Raw genomic sequence first — 17031 nt, forward strand, 5'->3', positions numbered from 1 at the left:
GAGATCGTCTTGGCAAGGGAGCGGTGAAGTGAACAAGCAGGCGGGCGCGGAGACCCGGGAGCGGCTGATCGAGGCCGCCGCCGAGACCGTGCGGACCGAGGGATACGCCGGGGCCAGCGCCCGTACCATCGCCAAGGCCGCCGGGGTCAACTCGGCGCTGGTCTTCTACCACTTCGGCGGGGTCGATCCGCTGCTGCTCGCCGCACTCGACCGCGCCTCCGAGCAGCGGATGACCGACTACCGCAGAGCCGTCGAGCGGGCCCGCACGCTGGAGGAGCTGGCCGAGATCGCCACCGCGATCTACCGGGCCGACCTGGAGGCGGGGCACATCACGCTCTTCTCCGAGCTCGTCGGCGCGAGCATCGCCAGGCCCGAGCTCAGGGCGGAGATCGTCAAGCGCTCCGACCCGTGGATCGACTTCGTCGAGCAGACGCTGGAGCGGGTCATCGGCGGCTCACCCCTGGCCAGGCTCATGCCGCCCCGCGACCTCGCCTACGCCGCGATCACCTTCTACCTGGGCGTCAACCTCTTCACCCACCTTGACGCCGACCGCTCCCGCACCGACGCCCTGTTCACGCTGGCCCGCCGGGTCGCCCCCCGCGCCAGGCTGCTGACCGTGCGCTTCCCCCGCCGCGGACCTCGCACCCGACGGCAGGACGGCGCGCCTCCCTCCTGAGGGGCTACTGGCCGCCGCGCAGGAAGGCGCGGATCCTGCTCCAGCGGTCGGCGAAGGCGGCCTCGGCCCCGTGCCGGGTCGGCCGGTAGTAGCGGCGGTCCCTGAGCTCGGCGGGGGCGTAGTCCTGGCGGACCAGGCCGTGCTCGAAGTCGTGCGGGTAGCGGTAGCCCTCACCGTGGCCGAGCCCCCGTGCCCCGGGGTAGTGCGCGTCGCGCAGGTGGGCGGGGACCTGGCCGATGTCGCCCCGCCGTACGTCCTGGGCGGCGGCGTCGATCGCGGTGATCACCGCGTTGGACTTGGGGGCGAGCGCGCAGTGGACGACCGCCTGGGCCAGGTTCAGGCGGCCCTCGGGCAGGCCGATGAACTCGACCGCCTGCGCCGCGGCCACCGCCACCTGCAGGCAGGTGGGATCGGCCATGCCGACGTCCTCCGAGGCGAAGATGACGATCCTTCGGGCAATGAACCTGGGGTCCTCCCCCGCCTCGACCATCCTGGCCAGATAGTGCAGCGCGGCGTCGGCGTCGGAGCCCCGCATGCTCTTGATGAAGGCGCTGACCACGTCGTAGTGCTGGTCGCCCTGGCGGTCGTAGCGCACGGCCGCCTTGTCGACCGCGCGCTCGACCACCTCGACGGTGATCTCGTCCTCGGCGATCAGCGCGGCCGCCTCCAGATAGGTGAGGGACCTGCGGGCGTCTCCCCCGGCCAGCCGTACCAGGTGCTCGACCGCCTCGGGCGCCAGCCGTACCCGACCGTCCAGGCCGCGCGGGTCGGCGGCGGCGCGTTCGAGCACGCCGCGGATGTCCTCCTCCGACAGCGACTCCAGGGTCAGCAGCAGCGAACGGGACAGCAGCGGCGAGATGACGGAGAAGAACGGGTTCTCCGTGGTCGCGCCGATGAAGGTGACCCAGCGGTTCTCGACGGCGGGCAGCAGGGCGTCCTGCTGGGCCTTGTTGAAGCGGTGCACCTCGTCGACGAACAGCACGGTCTGCCGCCCCGACATGCCCAGCTCGCGGCGGGCCTGCTCGATGGCGGCGCGGACCTCCTTGACCCCGGCGGAGACCGCGGAGACCTCGACGAAGCGGCGCTTGGTCACCCCCGCGACCACGTAGGCGAGGGTGGTCTTGCCCGTGCCCGGCGGCCCCCACAGGAACAGCGACATCGGGGCCTCGCCCTCGACGAGCCTGCGCAGCGGCGTGCCCGGCCCGAGCAGGTGACGCTGGCCGATCACCTCGTCCAGGCCACGGGGGCGCATCCGCACCGCCAGTGGCTCATGGCCGCGGTGGGCCTCCTCCGCCGCCGAGTCGAACAGGCTGTCCACGCTCAGACAGTACCGTCAGGGGGCGGGCTCCCGATCCCTCAGAAACCTCCCCAGACCGCGACGGCGCCGCTGTGGCCCGCCCTCACCACGTAGTAACCGGCCACCACGGCCAGGACCACCGTCAGCGCGCGCAGCGCCGTCCCGACCCCCTTGGGCGCGCTCTCCGAACGCCCGGGACGCGTGAGCCGGACGAGACCGAGTGAGACCACTCCGAGCGCCAGTACGGCCAGCAGCAACGGGGTCGCGAAGCTCTCGTGCTCGGCGACGCGCTGCCCGAGCTCCCCGCTCGCCGAGGAGAAACGTCCCCTTTTGAGCTCCTCACCGCTCTGCCTGGCCGCGAAGACCCCCACGGGCGAGATGACCGCGAGCCCGACGACCGCCCAGGTCAGCACCGCGCGCGTGCGTGCGGCCAGGGCGTAGACGGCGGCCAGCACCACCAGCAGGGGCGTCAGGACCACGGCGGCGTGGACGATCAGCGGGTGGGCGGGCAGGCCCAGAATCTCGTCGAACATAGGGGGGCTCCGGTCATCGGCGGCGTCTGTGCAGGTGGGATCCCACCGTGAACGCTACCTGGAACGCGGCACTTCACCCGCGTCTTCCTCTCCTACCCCATCTGACGGATTCTGTCACTTACATCCATCACACGCCGAGGCGGGTACGCTTTCGCCCAGTCAATAGTCATGGAACAGCAATTCTGGAGGACGAAGCGGTGAGCGGCGAAGACCGCCAGAGCCAGCTGGCGCGGGAGCACAAGGAGCGGCAGGCCCAGCGGGCCCAGCAGACCGCCCAGCAGTCGACCGCAAAGTCGAGGCGGAACACCTTCATCGGAGCCGGCGTCGCGGTCGTCGTCGTGGCCGGAGGCCTGTTCGCCGCGACGAACCTCCTCGGCGGCAACGACCCCAAGCGCCCCACCCCCTCGGAGAAGAGCGCGGCGGCCGACCCAAGTCAGGCCCCCGCCCTGCAGCCGTCGCCGACCCCCTCGGCGGAGCTGGCCAAGCTGACCTGCTCCTACCGCAAGGACACCAGCGGCAGCCCGGCCAAGTACGTGGGCATGCCCCCGGCCAAGCCCAACCTGAAGCTGAAGAACATGAAGATCACCACCAACCTCGGTGACATCGTGATCGAGCTCCAGACGGACCGGGCCCCCTGCGCGGTCAACTCCTTCGCCTTCCTGGCGAAGAAGAACTTCTTCGACAACACCAGGTGCCACCGCCTGGCCACGCCGGAGAACTCCGGGCTCGGCCTGCTGCAGTGCGGCGACCCGCAGGCCAAGGCCGACGGCAAGAACCCCACCGACGGCCAGGGCAGCTCGGGTTACGTCTTCAACGACGAGAACCTCGGCGGGCTGCCCTACACCAGGGGAACGGTCGCGCTGGCCCAGGCGGCCGAGGCGGCGAACCAGAACGGCAGCCAGTTCTGGATCTCCCTGTCGGACGAGACCGCCCAGCTGCAGCCCGACTACACGCCCCTCGGCACGGTCACGCAGGGCATGGACATCCTCGACAAGGTCTACAAGGGCGGCTGGATCGAGAACCCCAACGACATCACCGGCGACGGTGGCTCGAACGCCCCCAAGATCCCGGTGATCATCAAGGACGTTCAGCTCACCTAGGGCCACCTCGGAGGGCCTCGACGGGGGTGAGGCCCTTTCGTCGCAGGCTCGCTCGCACCGACATACCGGTCATCACGGCCACCATCTCGCACACGGCGGGCGAGCCGCGACCTCCCGGGCCAGACTGGAGGGGAACAGGATCCGATCCATCTCCCCGGGGGGCGCCGATGCCGGAGAAGTTACCTTTCGAGTTCATACTGAGCCCCGATCCGCACGCCGCCTGCGCCGCGCTCAGGGGGAAGGGCCCCGTCCATCCGGTCGACTTCCCTCCCGGCATGGGCGCCTTCCTGGTGCTCGACTACGAGCACGGCCGTCCCGCCCTCAACGACCCCCGCCTGGCCAAGAGCGTCTCCTGGGTGCCCGAGCCGTTCCGCGCGCGTTTCCACGCCGACAACCGGATCCTGGCCGGCAACATGCTCGACAGCGACCCTCCCGACCACACCCGGCTGCGCCGCCTGGTCTCCAAGGCCTTCACCCCCCGCAGGATCGAGGCCCTGCGCCCCCGCGTCCAGAAGATCGCCGACGACCTGGTCGACGCGATGCTCCCCAGGGGCGGGGCGGACCTGCTCGACGACTTCGCCTTCCCCCTGCCGATCACGGTGATCTGCGAACTGCTCGGCGTGCCCGTCGAGGACCAGGACGCCTTCCGCGACTGGTCCGGCACCCTCGTCGGCCCCGCGCTCAACGAGGAACAGGCCAGGCACCGCGGCGAGGTGAACCTCGCCGTCGGCGACTACTTCACCGCGATCATCGCCGAACGGCGGGCCGCCCCGCGTGACGACCTGGTCAGCGCGCTGGTCCTGGCCCGCGACGACGACGAACTGCTCGACGACCAGGAGCTCCTGGCGGGCCTGACGCTGCTGCTCATCGCCGGGCACGAGACCACGGTCAACCTGATCGGCAACGGCATGCTGGCCCTGCTGACCGCCCCCGAGCAGCTGAAGCTGTTACGGGAGCGGCCGGAACTGCTGCCGTCGGCGGTCGAGGAGTTCCTCCGGCACGACGGACCGGTCGAGCGTGCCACGTTCCGCTTCGCCACGGAGGATCTCGAACTGGCGGGAGTCCACATCCCGAAGGGCAGCGTGGTCCACATCCTGCTCGGCGCGGTCAACCGCGACCCCGAGGTCTTCCCCTGCCCCGACGTCCTGGACATCACCCGCGCGGACAACCGGCATGTGGCCTTCGGCCACGGCATCCACTTCTGCCTGGGCGCGCCGCTGGCCAGGCTTGAGGCGTCGATCGCCTTCGGGACGCTGCTGGAACGCCTGCCGGGCATCGAGCTGGACTGCGATCCCGCCGAGATCCGGTGGAACCTCAGCGGGTCACTCATCCGCGGCCTGCGTACGCTGCCCGTCCGCTTCTGACCCGCCGTGCCCGTACGGCCCGCAGCCGTACGAGCACGGCCCCGGGGCGTTGACCCCCGGAGCCGTGCCCCACCGGCCCTCAGGACCGTCTCAGGCGTCCGCCTTGGGCTTGGCGTCGACGCCCGCCTCCTTGCGCTGCTCGACCGTGATCGGGGTCGGCGCGCCCGTCAGCGGGTCGAAGCCGGAGGCCGTCTTCGGGAAGGCGATGACGTCACGGATCGAGTCGCCGCCGGAGAGCAGCATGCAGACCCGGTCCCAGCCGTAGGCGATGCCGCCGTGCGGCGGCGGGCCGTACTTGAACGCCTCGAGCAGGAAGCCGAACTTGCTCTCCGCCTCCTCCTTGGAGATGCCGAGCACGTCGAAGACGCGCTGCTGCATCTCGGCGCGGTGGATACGGATCGAGCCGCCGCCGATCTCCATGCCGTTGCAGACCATGTCGTAGGCGTAGGCGAGGGCCTCGCCCGGGTGGTCCTGGAAGTTGTCGGCCCACTCGGGCTTCGGACCGGTGAAGGGGTGGTGGACCGCGGTCCAGCCGCCCTCGCCGTCCTCCTCGAACATGGGCGCGTCGACGACCCACAGGAAGCTCCACGCCGACTCGTCGATCAGGCCGCAGCGGCGGCCGATCTCCAGCCGGGCCGCGCCGAGCAGGTCGCGGGAGGCGGCGGCCGTACCGGCGGCGAAGAAGATCGCGTCACCGGGCGCGGCGCCCGCCTTCGCGGCCAGGCCCGCGGTCTCGGTCTCCGACAGGTTCTTGGCCACCGGGCCGCCGAGCGTGCCGTCCTCGCCGACGAGGACGTAGGCCAGGCCCTTGGCGCCGCGCGACTTGGCCCACTCCTGCCAGCCGTCGAGCTCCTTACGGGTCTGCGAGGCACCGCCCGGCATCACCACGGCGCCGACGTAGGGCGCCTGGAAGACCCGGAAGGTCGTCTCGGCGAAGAACTCCGTCATCTCGACGAGTTCCTGGCCGAAGCGCAGGTCGGGCTTGTCCGAGCCGAAGCGGGACATGGCGTCGGCGTAGGTCATCCGGGGCAGTGGCGTCGGCAGCTCGTAGCCGATCGTCTCCTTCCAGACGCGGCCGATCAGCGCCTCGCCCAGCGCGATGACGTCGTCCTGGTCGACGAAGGACATCTCAACGTCGATCTGGGTGAACTCCGGCTGCCGGTCGGCGCGCAGGTCCTCGTCGCGGAAGCAGCGGGCGAGCTGGTAGTAGCGCTCCATGCCGCCGACCATGAGCAGCTGCTTGAACAGCTGGGGCGACTGCGGCAGGGCGTACCAGTTGCCCGGCTGGAGACGGACCGGCACCAGGAAGTCACGGGCGCCCTCGGGGGTCGACCGGGTGAGCGTGGGGGTCTCGATGTAGACGAACCCGTGCTCGTTCATCACCTCGTGGGCCAGGTAGGTGGCCTTGGAGCGCGCCCGCATGGCCTGGGCGACCTGCTGGCGGCGGATGTCGAGGTAGCGGTACTTCAGGCGGGCCTCCTCGGAGACCCCGGTGCCGCCCTCGATCGGGAAGGGCAGCGGCGCGGCCTCGCTGAGCACCTCGACCTCGGAGGCCACGACCTCGATCGCGCCGGTCGGCAGCTCGGGGTTCTCGTTGCCCTCGGGGCGGACCCGCACCTGCCCGACGACCTTGACGCAGTATTCGGCGCGCAGGCCGTGCGCATCGTCCTCCTCGCGGAAGACCACCTGACAGGAGCCTGAGGCGTCGCGCAGGTCGATGAAGACCACGCCGCCGTGGTCACGGCGGCGCGCCACCCAACCGGCCAGCGTCACCTGCTGCCCGGCGTGCTCCTTGCGCAGTGATCCCGCTTCGTGCGTGCGGATCATTTCTCCAGTCTCTCCTTCAGGGTCGTGACGATCTCGGCGAGCGGTACGGCGCTCTGGTCGCCGCTGACCAGGTCCTTGACCTGGGCGGTCCCGGCGGCGATGTCCCGCTCGCCGAGGATGACGGCATAGCCCGCGCCCGACCGGTCGGCACCCTTCATGGCGGCCTTGACGCCCTTGCCTCCGAACGACATGTCGGCGTCGAGGCCCGCCCGGCGCAGCTCGGTGATGAGCAGGAACATCCGGCGGCGTGCCTCCTCGCCCAGCGGCACACCGTACACCTGGACGTGCGGGCCGTCCGCCTCGTCGTCGAGCAGCCCCTCGGCCTCCATGGCCAGCAGCGTCCTGTCGACGCCGAGCGCCCAGCCGACGCTGGGCAGCGCCGGGCCGCCGAGCATCTCGCTCAGTCCGTCGTAACGCCCCCCGCCGCCGACCGCGGACTGCGAGCCAAGCCCGTCGTGGACGAACTCGAACGTGGTGCGCGTGTAGTAGTCAAGCCCGCGCACCAGCCGGGGATCGTCGGTGTAGGCGACCCCGGAGGCGGTCAGCAGCGTGCGGACCTCCTCGTGGTAGGCCTTGCACTCCTCGCACAGGTGGTCGACGACCAGCGGGGCGTCCGCGAGCTGGGCCTGCACCTCGGGACGTTTGTCGTCGAGCACCCGCAGCGGGTTGATCTCGATCCTGGCCCTGGTCGCCTCGTCGAGGTCGAGACCGCGCAGGAAGTCCTGCAGCGCGGCGCGGTAGGCGGGCCTGCAGACGCGGTCGCCCAGCGTGTTGAGCAGCAGCCTGACCCCGGTGAGGCCGAGCCCGGCGTAGCCCTCCGCGGCCAGCAGGATCAGCTCGGCGTCGAGGGCCGGGTCCTCCGCCCCCAGGGCCTCGGCCCCCACCTGCCAGAAGTGGCGGTAGCGGCCCTTCTGGGCGCGTTCGTAGCGGAACTGGCTGCCGGAGTACCAGAGCTTCACCGGGAGCCTGCCGTTGTGCAGGCCGTGCTGGAGGACCGCCCGCACGACCGACGCGGTGCCCTCGGGGCGCAGCGTGATCGAACGCCCGCCCTTGTCGGTGAAGGTGTACATCTCCTTGGAGACGATGTCGGTCGACTCGCCGACGCCGCGCACGAACAGCGCGGTGTCCTCGAAGACCGGCGTCTCGATGTAGCCGTACCCCGCCCGCCTGGCGGGGGCGGTCAGCGCCTCCCGGACGGCCAGCGCGCGCTCGGAGCGCGGCGGGAGCAGGTCGAAGGTGCCCTTGGGCGCCTGCAGAGTCATCTTCTAAAGTCCCCTGGTGGGACCGGCGTACGGCGCCGCCTCCGCCAAGTACGGATTGGTCGCGCGCTCGTGGCCGATCGTGGTCTGTGGTCCGTGTCCCGGCAGCACCACCGTCTCATCGGACAGCGGCAGGCACTTGGCCGCCAGGCTGCGCAGGATGGTCGGATAGTCCCCGCCGGGAAGGTCTGTGCGGCCTATGGAGCCGGCGAACAGCAGGTCTCCCGAGAACATCACCTCGGGGATCTCCCCGCTCCCGGGCAGCCTGAAAGCCACCGACCCCCTGGTATGGCCGGGGACGTGGTCGACCGTCAGCTCCATCCCGGCCAGGCTCAGCACCTCTCCGTCCGCCATCTCGCGCACGTCGTCGGGCTCGGAGAAGGTCAGCCCGCCGAACAGCTGCTGCCCGAAGGCCAGGGACATCCCCTTGATCGGGTCGGACAGCAGCTCCCGGTCCTCGGGGTGGATCCACGCGGGGATGTCACGCGCTCCGCAGACCGGGGCGACCGACCACATGTGATCGAGGTGGCCGTGGGTGAGCAGCACGGCGACCGGCTTCAGGCGATGCTCGCGCAGCAGGTCGTCCAGGTCACCCACGGCGTTCTGACCGGGGTCGACGACGACGCACTCCTCGCCCGCGGCGGGAGCCACGGCGTAACAGTTGGTCTGAAACGACCCTGCGGGAAAGCCGGCGATGAGCATCTGCCTCAGCTGATCTCGTCAAGAAAACGGATGGGAATGTAACCGAAGGGTACCGGTGCGGGTCGGCGGGCTGCGAACCATTACCCATTGGCCGATACGATTCGCCCACCTCAATAAGTGATACTCCGGCACTCGGGAGGGCGAAGTGGTGAGCGGCAAGGACCGCCAGAAGCAACTGGCCCGCGAGCACTACGAACGGCAGATGCAGCGGCGCGCCGAACGTGAGTCGCGTATGAAGCGCAATGCGATCATCGGCACGAGTGTGACCGTCGTGGTGCTCGTCGGCGGTGTGATCGCCGCGATGTCCCTGCTCGGAGGTGGTGGAACGTCCCCGGCGACCGCCGCCTCGGGCACCCCGTCCGCGCCTGCGAGCCCGGCTGAGACGGGCACCGGCGCCAAGCCGGCGGCCTTCGACCCCGCGGCGGGCACCTGTGGTTACGTCGCCGAGACCGAGGGCGGACCGGCCAAGAACGTCGGCCTGCCTCCGGCGAAGGTGGACACCACGCCGAAGACGATGACCCTGAAGACCAACCTGGGCGACATCGTCATCGCGGTCTCGGCGGAGAAGACCCCCTGCACGGTCAACTCCTTCGCGTTCCTGGCCGGGAAGAAGTACTTCAACGGCTCCAAGTGCCACCGTCTCGGTTCCGAGCAGTTCCCCGTGCTCCAGTGCGGCGACCCGCTGGCCAAGGCCGACGGCAAGAACCCGACCGACGGCCAGGGCGGCCCGGGGTACCGTTTCGTCAACGAGAACCTCGAAGGCGCGAAGTACACCCGCGGTGTCGTGGCCATGGCCAACAGCGGCCCGGACACCAACGGCAGCCAGTTCTTCATCGTCTACGGCGACGCCCAGCTGTCTCCGGACTACACCCCGTTCGGCACGGTCACCAAGGGCCTGGACATCCTCGACAAGGTGAACAAGGCGGGTGTCATCACCCCGGGCCCGGACGGCACCGGCGCCCCGAAGGAAACCGTGGAAATCAAAGACGTGACAATGTCCGACAAGAGCTGACGTAATACATCCAAGAGGCGGATAGCCTCGAAAGGCTGATGAAAGTTGCGGGAGGACACGGTGAGCACCGACCCGTGGGGCCGGGTAGACGACGACGGCACCGTCTACGTGCGTACGGCTGAGGGAGAACGGGCCGTCGGGTCCTGGCAGGCCGGCGAACCGGAAGAGGCCCTGGCCTACTTCCACCGCAAGTTCGACGAGCTGGCCGGGCAGGTCACGCTGCTTGAGCAGCGGGTCCGCGGCACGGATCTGCCGCCCGCCCAGGCGGAGGCGACGATCGTCAAGCTCCGCGAGGCGATCGTCGACGCGCACGCGGTCGGCGATCTCGACGGGCTGCTGGGCCGCCTCAACAGCCTCACGGAGCTGGTCTCCCAGCGCCGCGAGGAGGTCAAGGCCGCCCGCGACGTGGCTCGCGCCGAGGCCAGGGGCGTCAAGGAACGCATCGTCGCCGAGGCCGAGCGCATCGCCGACGACACCACCCACTGGAAGACCGGTGGGGAGCGGCTGCGCCAGCTCGTCGAGGAGTGGAAGGCCGCCGAGCGCATCGACCGGGTGACCGAGGCGGCGCTGTGGAAGCGCCTGTCCGCGGCCCGTACGGCCTTCGCCAAGCGGCGCAAGGCCTACTTCGCCGGGCTCGACGAGCAGCGCGAGGGCGTGCGTTCGGCCAAGGAACGCATCGTCGTCGAGGCGGAGGCGCTGGCCTCCTCGACCGACTGGGGCGCGACGGCCTCCGCCTACCGCGAGCTGATGCAGCAGTGGAAGGCGGCCGGCCGGGCCTCGCGTGAGGTCGAGGACGAGCTGTGGGGCCGTTTCAAGGGCGCCCAGGACCAGTTCTTCCAGGCCCGTTCGGCGGTCTTCGCCGAGCGTGACGCCTCGCTGGCGGCCAACGCCGAGGTCAAGGAGCAGCTGCTGGCCGAGGCCGAGAAGATCCTTCCGGTCTCCGACGCCCGCGTCGCCAGGAACGCCCTGCGTGGCCTCCTGGAGCGCTGGGAGGAGGCCGGCCCGGTCCCGCGCGAGCAGCGTGACCGGCTTGAGGGCGGTCTGCGCAAGATCGACGAGGCGGTCCGCAAGGCTGAGGAGGCCGAGTGGAAGCGGTCCAACCCCGAGGCCCGCGCCCGCGCGCAGAACACGGTCGACCAGCTGCGCAAGTCGATCGGGCAGCTTGAGGGCCGTCTGGCCAAGGCCCAGGCGGCCGGCAGGGACAAGGAGGCCAAGGACGCCGAGGAGGCCCTGACCGCCCGCCGTTCCTGGCTTGAGGAGGCCGAGCGCACGCTCGCCGAGTTCTCCTGACCCTCCGGCGCCAAAACGGGGGACGCTCCTTTCCGGAGCGTCCCCCGTTTCGCTGTATGGCCCGGGGCGGGCCTGAGAGGGCCTAGGAGGCGCCGCTCACCCGGTAGACGTCGTAGACGCCCTGGATGTTGCGTACGGCCTTCAGCACGTGCCCCAGGTGCTTGGGGTCGCCCATCTCGAAGGTGAACCTGCTGATCGCCACCCGGTCCTTCGAGGTCGTCACCGACGCCGACAGGATGTTGACATGCTGGTCGGACAGGGTCCGGGTGACGTCGGACAGCAGGCGCGGCCGGTCGAGCGCCTCGACCTGGAGCGCCACGAGGAACACCGAATCCTCCGCGGCCGACCAGGAGACCTCGACCAGGCGGTCGGGCTCTGACCTCAGCTGCTGCACGTTGGGACAGTTGGTGCGGTGCACCGAGACGCCGTGGCCACGGGTGACGAAGCCGATGATCTCGTCTCCGGGGACCGGGGTGCAGCAGCGCGACAGCCGTACCCAGACGTCGGAGTCGCCCGCGACGACCACGCCCGCGCCGCCCCTGCCGCGGGGACGGCCGCGCAGCTTCGTCGGCACCGAGACCTCGGCGATGTCCTCCTCGGCGCCCTCGACCCCTCCGAGGGAGTGCACGAGCTTCTGCACGACCGCCTGGGCGGCCACGTGGCCCTCTCCGACGGCCGCGTAGAGCGCCGAGACGTCCGCGTAGTGCAGGTCCCTGGCGAGCACCAGGAGGGACTCTCCGGACATCAGGCGCTGCAGCGGCAGGCCCTGCTTGCGCATCGCCCTGCCGATGGCCTCCTTGCCCGCCTCGATCGCGGTCTCGCGGCGCTCCTTGGAGAACCACTGCCGGATCTTGTTGCGGGCCCGGCCCGACTTGACGAACTTGAGCCAGTCACGGGAGGGACCGGCGTCCGGCGACTTGGAGGTGAAGATCTCCACGGTGTCGCCGTTGCCGAGCCGCGACTCCAGCGGCACGAGACGGCCGTTGACCCGGGCCCCGATGCAGCGGTGGCCGACCTCGGTGTGCACGGCGTAGGCGAAGTCGACCGGGGTCCCGCCCTCGGGAAGCGCGATCACCTGACCGCGGGGGGTGAAGACGTAGACCTCGGAGACCGACAGGTCGAACCTCAGCGACTCAAGGAACTCGCCCGGGTCGGCGGTCTCCTTCTGCCAGTCGAGGAGCTGCCTGAGCCAGGCCATGTCGCTGGCCGGCTTGAGCTTCGCCCCGGGCGGGCCCGAGGTGGTCATGTCCTCCTTGTACTTCCAGTGCGCCGCCACGCCGTACTCGGCCCTGTGGTGCATGCCGTGGGTGCGGATCTGCAGCTCGACGGGCTTGCCCTCGGGGCCGATGACCGTGGTGTGCAGCGACTGGTACATGTTGAACTTGGGCATCGCGATGTAGTCCTTGAACCGGCCGGGCACCGGGTTCCATCGCGCGTGAATCGTTCCCAGGGCGGCGTAGCAGTCGCGGACCGTGTCGACCAGCACCCGGATGCCGACCAGGTCGTAGATGTCGTCGAAGGCGACGTCCCTGGCGATCATCTTCTGGTAGACCGAGTAGTAGTGCTTCGGGCGCCCCTTGACCACCGCGCGGATCTTGGCCTCGCGCAGGTCTCCGGAGACCTTCTCGATGACCTCCTGCAGGAACAGGTCCCTGCGCGGGGCGCGCTCGGAGACCATGCGGGCGATCTCGTCGTAGCGCTTGGGGTAGAGCATGGCGAACGCGAGGTCCTCAAGCTCCCACTTGATGGTGTTCATGCCGAGGCGGTGGGCGAGCGGCGCGAAGATCTCCAGTGTCTCCCGGGACTTCTGCTGCCGCTTGTGCTCGGGCAGGTAGCGCATGGTGCGCATGTTGTGCAGCCGGTCGGCGAGCTTGATCACCAGCACCCGGATGTCGCGGGACATCGCCACGACCATCTTGCGGACGGTCTCGGCCTGGGCGGCGTCGCCGTACTTGACCTTGTCGAGCTTGGTGACGCCGTCGACCAGCAGGGCGATGTTGTCGCCGAAGTCCTTGCGCAGCTCGTCGAGGCCGTAGGCGGTGTCCTCGACGGTGTCGTGCAGCAGCGCGGCGCACAGCGTCTCGTCGTCGGTGCCCAGTTCGGCCAGGATCGTCGCGACCGCGAGCGGGTGGGTGATGTAGGGGTCACCGCTCTTACGCTTCTGATCACGGTGGTGGTAGGCGGCCACGTCGTAGGCGCGCTCGATGAGCCGCAGATCCGCCTTCGGATGCGTCGCGCGGACCGTCCGGAAGAGCGGCTCAAGCACCGGGTTCATGGCGCCACCCCATTGCCCCCCAAAACGCGCGAGCCTACGCCTTACCGCAGGCCTGTCCTCGGTGGCTCCGGACATGGCGGAACCGGCATCGCCTGCCGGGACGGCCGTCTCGGGACCGCCACCGTCGGCGGTCACGTCGGGGACGACCACATCACGGGGCACTCAGACTCCTCACGTTCGAGTCCAGATCCCCCCAGTGTATCCAGACTGGCCAGGATGCCTTCCCCGGCGGGGTGGGATCAGACAATCACCAGGGAATGCACCTCGACGCCGTCCAGCCGTTCCCGTCCTTTGAGGAAGGCCAGCTCCATGAGCACGGCGATGGCGACGACGTCGGCGCCCGCCCTGCGGACCAGCTCCACCGCCGCACGCGCCGTACCGCCGGTGGCGAGCACGTCGTCGATGATCAGGACGCGTTCCCCTGGGGTGAAGGCGTCTCGATGGACCTCGATGGTGGCGGAGCCGTACTCCAGATCGTAGGACGCCTCAAGGGTTTCCGCGGGCAGTTTGCCTTTCTTGCGCACCGGAACGAAGCCCGCGCCCGCCCGATAGGCCGCGGGAGCGGCCAGGATGAAGCCTCTGGCCTCGATCCCGACGACCTTGTCGACCTGGTGGAGCCCGGCGAAACCGTCGATCACGGCGGCCAGGGCCTCAGGATCGGCGAGCAACGGGGTGATGTCCTTGAAGAGGACGCCGGGCTGGGGGTAGTCGCGGATGTCCCGGACGTGGTCCAGGATCAGCCTGCTCAGGTCACTCATCGTCGCTCCCTCAAGGGAAAGCCTCCGTCCCCTCGGCGGGGACGGAGGCCTTGCTGACTTCCGGCTACTTCTTCTTGCGCTTGTCGCCCTCGGGCGCCGAGCCGTTGGCGGCCCCCGCGGGGACCGGCTGCTTGGCTCCCTTGACCGTCTGGCCGCCCTTGGCCCCGCCGCCCTGTGAGGAGAGCCTGCGGGCGATCGCCTGGTAACGCGGCTCGCGCTCCTTCAGGGTGACCAGCATCGGCGTGGCCACGCACAGGGACGAGTAGGTACCGACGATCATGCCGACGAACAGGGCGAGCGAGAGGTCCCTCAGCGTGCCCGCGCCGAACAGCGTGGTGCCGATGAACAGGATCGCGGCCACCGGCAGGATCGCCACCAGGGTGGTGTTCAGCGACCGGATCAGGGTGTGGTTCAGCGCGTTGTTCGCCGCCTGCGTGTAGGTCATCTTGGAGGTCGTGCCGAGCTTGGCGGTGACCTCCTTGATCATGTCGAACACGACGACCGCGTCGTACAGGGAGTATCCGAGGATCGTCAGGAAGCCCAGCAGGGTCGCCGGGGTGACCTCGAACTGGGTCCACGCGTAGACGCCCGCGGTGATCACCAGGTCGTGGAAGAGCGCCACGACCGCCGACAGCGCCATCTTCCACTCGAAGGCCACCGTGAGGTACAGGATGATCGCCAGCATGAAGACGATCAGACCGGTGACCGCCTTGTCGGCCACCTGACCGCCCCACGAGGCGCCGATCACCTGGAGGGTGACCTCGTTCTGCTGTATGCCGTACTTCTGGGCGACCGCCTTCTGGACCGTGGTCACCCGCTCGGGGGGCATGCTGTCGGTGGTGACCCGCCAGCCGTTGTTGGTCGTCTGGACGATGACCTGGTGGGCGCCCGCGCCGTTGAAGGTGTCGCGGACCTCTTCGATGTGGGCGCTGGGCGCCTTGAAGGAGAAGACCGAGCCGCCCCTGAACTCGACGCCCAGGTTGAGGCCTCCGTTGAAGAGCAGGCCCGCGATGGACACCAGCAGCAGCACGGCGGACAGGCCGTACCAGAGCTTCCTGCGTCCGACGAAGTCGACGTCGATCTCGCCGCGGTACAACCGACTCGCGATGCCGGACATCATGCCTCCTGCGGAACGGTCTTGGTACCGGCGACCGTCGTGCTGCTCATGCGCTCGGCGTCGAGACCGGAAAGCTTGTGTCCCTTGGCGAAGAACTTCAGCCTGGCCAGCAGCGTGACGAACGGCTTGGTGAACAGGAAGACCACGACGATGTCGATGAGCGTGGTCAGGCCCATCGCGAAGGCGAACCCGGCCACACCGCCGACGGCCAGGAAGTACAGCACGACGGCGGCGATGAACATGACCGCGTCGGCGATCAGGATCGTCCGGCGGGCGCGGGTCCAGGCGACCTCGACGGCCGTGCGCAGCGACCGGCGGCCCTCCTTCATCTCATCTCGTATTCGTTCGAAGTAGACGATGAAGGAGTCGGCGGTGATACCGATCGAGACGATGAGGCCGATGATGTGCGGCAGCGACAGGCGGAAGCCCGCGAAGGCACCGAGGATCACGACCGCCTGGTAGGTGAGGATCGAGGCGGCCAGCAGGCTCAGCACCGAGACGACGCCAAGGCCGCGGTAGTACAGCATGGAGTAGACGACCACCAGGGCCAGGCCGATGCCACCGGCGATCATGCCACCGCGCAGCTGGTCGGCGCCCAGGGTCGAGGAGACCTCGTCGATCGCGCTCTTCTCGAACTTCAGCGGCAGCGCGCCGAACTTCAGCTGGCCTGCCAGCTCGTTGGCCGTCACCTGGGTGAAGTTGCCGGAGATCTGCGCCCGGCCGCCGGTGATGGGCTCCTGGATGACCGGCGCGGAGATGATCACACCGTCCAGGACCATGGCGACCTGGTTGCGCGGCGGCTGGGAGTTGAACGCGGTGGTGGTCACCTTGGACCACTGGTCGGGGCCCTGCCCCTTGAAGGAGAGCTGGACGAGCCACTCACCGGTGGTCTGGTCGACGCCCGCGTTGGCGCTGGCGATCGCGCTTCCGGTGACGGCCGCCTTGTCGAGGACGTACTTGGCGCTGCCGTCCTGGCTGCAGCCGGCGTACTGCTTGTTGGGGTCGTCCTGGGCGCCCTGGCCCTTGTTCTTGGAGCAGTCGAGGGCCTCGAACTGCTTGAGCACCGCCGGGTCGATGCCGGTGGTGTCCACGTCGGCCAGCGGGTTGTCCGCGGGCGAGGAGGGCTGGGGCGAGGGGGAGCCGCTCTGGCCGGGCTTGGCCGAGGGGGAGGCCTCCGCCTTGTCGCCCTTCTTGCCGGTGTCCTGCTTGCTCTCCTGCTTGCCGGTGGCGGTCGGGGTCGCCTCCGGGCTGGGGTTGAGGAGCGCCGCCGACAGGGCGCGGCCCGCGGGCGAGGCGCTCGGGTTCGCGGCGGCCGTCGCGGTCGGCTCCGGCGTCTTCGTGCCCTGCTCGGCCGCGGGGGAGGCGGACGGGGCGGGGGACTTGTCGCCCTTCTTGCCGGGAGCCGTCGAGGAGGGGGAGGATGACGGCGTCGGCGCCTGGGTGGGCATCTGCCCCGGCGGCTGGGGTGCCCCTGCCGCGACCGCCATCACCTGACGGAAACGCAGTTCCGCGGTGGTGCCGACCAGCTTGACGACTTCCTCCTGGCCAACTCCGGGGACGGAGATGACGATGTTGTCACCGGATTTGGCGACCTCGGCGTCGGAGATACCGCTGCCGTTCACCCTGTTTCGGATGATGCCGACGGCGAGATCCAGGCTTTCCTCTGTGGGAGCCGTGCCGTTCGGGGTGACGGGCCGCAGTGTCACTGTCGTGCCACCGGCGAGGTCGAGGCCATATTCGGGGGTGTAAGCCCTGTTCAGGAGCATCACCCCACCCATGGCGAGAATAATCGCCAGTAGCAGTAGGAGCACGCGCCCCGGT

14 protein-coding genes are annotated in these 17031 nt (G+C 69.7%); 5 read left to right on the forward strand and 9 right to left on the reverse strand.

All coding sequences use genetic code 11. The annotated features are described in order from the left end of the window. The first annotated feature begins 28 nt into the window (after positions 1–28). On the forward strand, positions 29–676 hold the full coding sequence (locus ABZ470_RS12585) for a TetR/AcrR family transcriptional regulator (protein ID WP_362911420.1): 648 nt from the start codon (positions 29–31) through the stop codon (positions 674–676). Positions 677–680: 4 nt separating this feature from the next. Here the strand turns inward: ABZ470_RS12585 and ABZ470_RS12590 are convergent, their stop codons facing one another. Then, a complete protein-coding gene (locus ABZ470_RS12590) occupies positions 681–1994 on the reverse strand; it encodes a replication-associated recombination protein A (RefSeq protein WP_352011694.1) in 1314 nt (437 codons plus the stop codon). Between the two features lie 38 nt (positions 1995–2032). Then, positions 2033–2506 (reverse strand): hypothetical protein, encoded by a 474-nt coding sequence (locus ABZ470_RS12595; protein WP_362911421.1) that lies wholly within the window; start codon positions 2504–2506, stop codon positions 2033–2035. Positions 2507–2703: 197 nt separating this feature from the next. Between ABZ470_RS12595 and ABZ470_RS12600 the strand changes: the two genes are divergently transcribed. Both ABZ470_RS12600 and ABZ470_RS12605 read left to right on the forward strand, forming a co-directional pair. Next, entirely contained in the window at positions 2704–3606 is a 903-nt protein-coding gene (locus ABZ470_RS12600; protein WP_362775865.1) for a peptidylprolyl isomerase, read from the forward strand. Positions 3607–3773: 167 nt separating this feature from the next. Beyond that, complete coding sequence (locus ABZ470_RS12605; protein ID WP_352011691.1) at positions 3774–4970, forward strand: cytochrome P450; 1197 nt, start codon at positions 3774–3776, stop codon at positions 4968–4970. 90 nt (positions 4971–5060) lie between these two features. On the opposite strand, the gene aspS is transcribed toward ABZ470_RS12605, so the two are convergent. The 3 genes from aspS to ABZ470_RS12620 are packed head-to-tail and all read right to left on the reverse strand — an operon-like array spanning position 5061 to position 8758. Beyond that, entirely contained in the window at positions 5061–6797 is a 1737-nt protein-coding gene (aspS, locus tag ABZ470_RS12610) for an aspartate--tRNA ligase (protein ID WP_352011690.1), read from the reverse strand. After that, positions 6794–8059, reverse strand: a complete 1266-nt coding sequence (gene hisS / locus ABZ470_RS12615) for a histidine--tRNA ligase (protein WP_362911422.1) — start codon at positions 8057–8059, stop codon at positions 6794–6796. The genes aspS and hisS overlap by 4 nt, the downstream gene beginning before the upstream one ends. A gap of 3 nt (positions 8060–8062) precedes the next feature. Next, positions 8063–8758, reverse strand: a complete 696-nt coding sequence (locus ABZ470_RS12620) for an MBL fold metallo-hydrolase (protein ID WP_352011688.1) — start codon at positions 8756–8758, stop codon at positions 8063–8065. Between the two features lie 148 nt (positions 8759–8906). Here ABZ470_RS12620 and ABZ470_RS12625 point away from each other — a divergent pair, with 148 nt between their 5' ends. Both ABZ470_RS12625 and ABZ470_RS12630 read left to right on the forward strand, forming a co-directional pair. Beyond that, positions 8907–9770, forward strand: coding sequence for a peptidylprolyl isomerase (locus ABZ470_RS12625; RefSeq protein ID WP_352011687.1), 864 nt, complete (start codon positions 8907–8909; stop codon positions 9768–9770). 60 nt (positions 9771–9830) lie between these two features. Then, entirely contained in the window at positions 9831–11060 is a 1230-nt protein-coding gene (locus ABZ470_RS12630; protein ID WP_352011686.1) for a DUF349 domain-containing protein, read from the forward strand. An 82-nt stretch (positions 11061–11142) separates the two neighbouring features. Here ABZ470_RS12630 and ABZ470_RS12635 read toward each other — a convergent pair whose 3' ends face one another. The 4 genes from ABZ470_RS12635 to secD all read right to left on the reverse strand — a co-directional run bounded on the left by ABZ470_RS12635 (position 11143) and on the right by secD (position 16976). After that, a complete protein-coding gene (locus tag ABZ470_RS12635) occupies positions 11143–13335 on the reverse strand; it encodes a bifunctional (p)ppGpp synthetase/guanosine-3',5'-bis(diphosphate) 3'-pyrophosphohydrolase (protein WP_352011685.1) in 2193 nt (730 codons plus the stop codon). Positions 13336–13574: 239 nt separating this feature from the next. Continuing rightward, positions 13575–14093, reverse strand: coding sequence for an adenine phosphoribosyltransferase (locus tag ABZ470_RS12640; protein WP_352011684.1), 519 nt, complete (start codon positions 14091–14093; stop codon positions 13575–13577). Between the two features lie 64 nt (positions 14094–14157). After that, a complete protein-coding gene (secF, locus tag ABZ470_RS12645; protein ID WP_362911423.1) occupies positions 14158–15213 on the reverse strand; it encodes a protein translocase subunit SecF in 1056 nt (351 codons plus the stop codon). Then, a complete protein-coding gene (gene secD, locus ABZ470_RS12650; protein ID WP_362911424.1) occupies positions 15210–16976 on the reverse strand; it encodes a protein translocase subunit SecD in 1767 nt (588 codons plus the stop codon). The genes secF and secD overlap by 4 nt, the downstream gene beginning before the upstream one ends. Positions 16977–17031 lie beyond the last annotated feature (55 nt).

The organism is Streptosporangium sp. NPDC020072 (assembly GCF_040631445.1).
In the GTDB taxonomy this organism is placed as follows: domain Bacteria; phylum Actinomycetota; class Actinomycetes; order Streptosporangiales; family Streptosporangiaceae; genus Streptosporangium.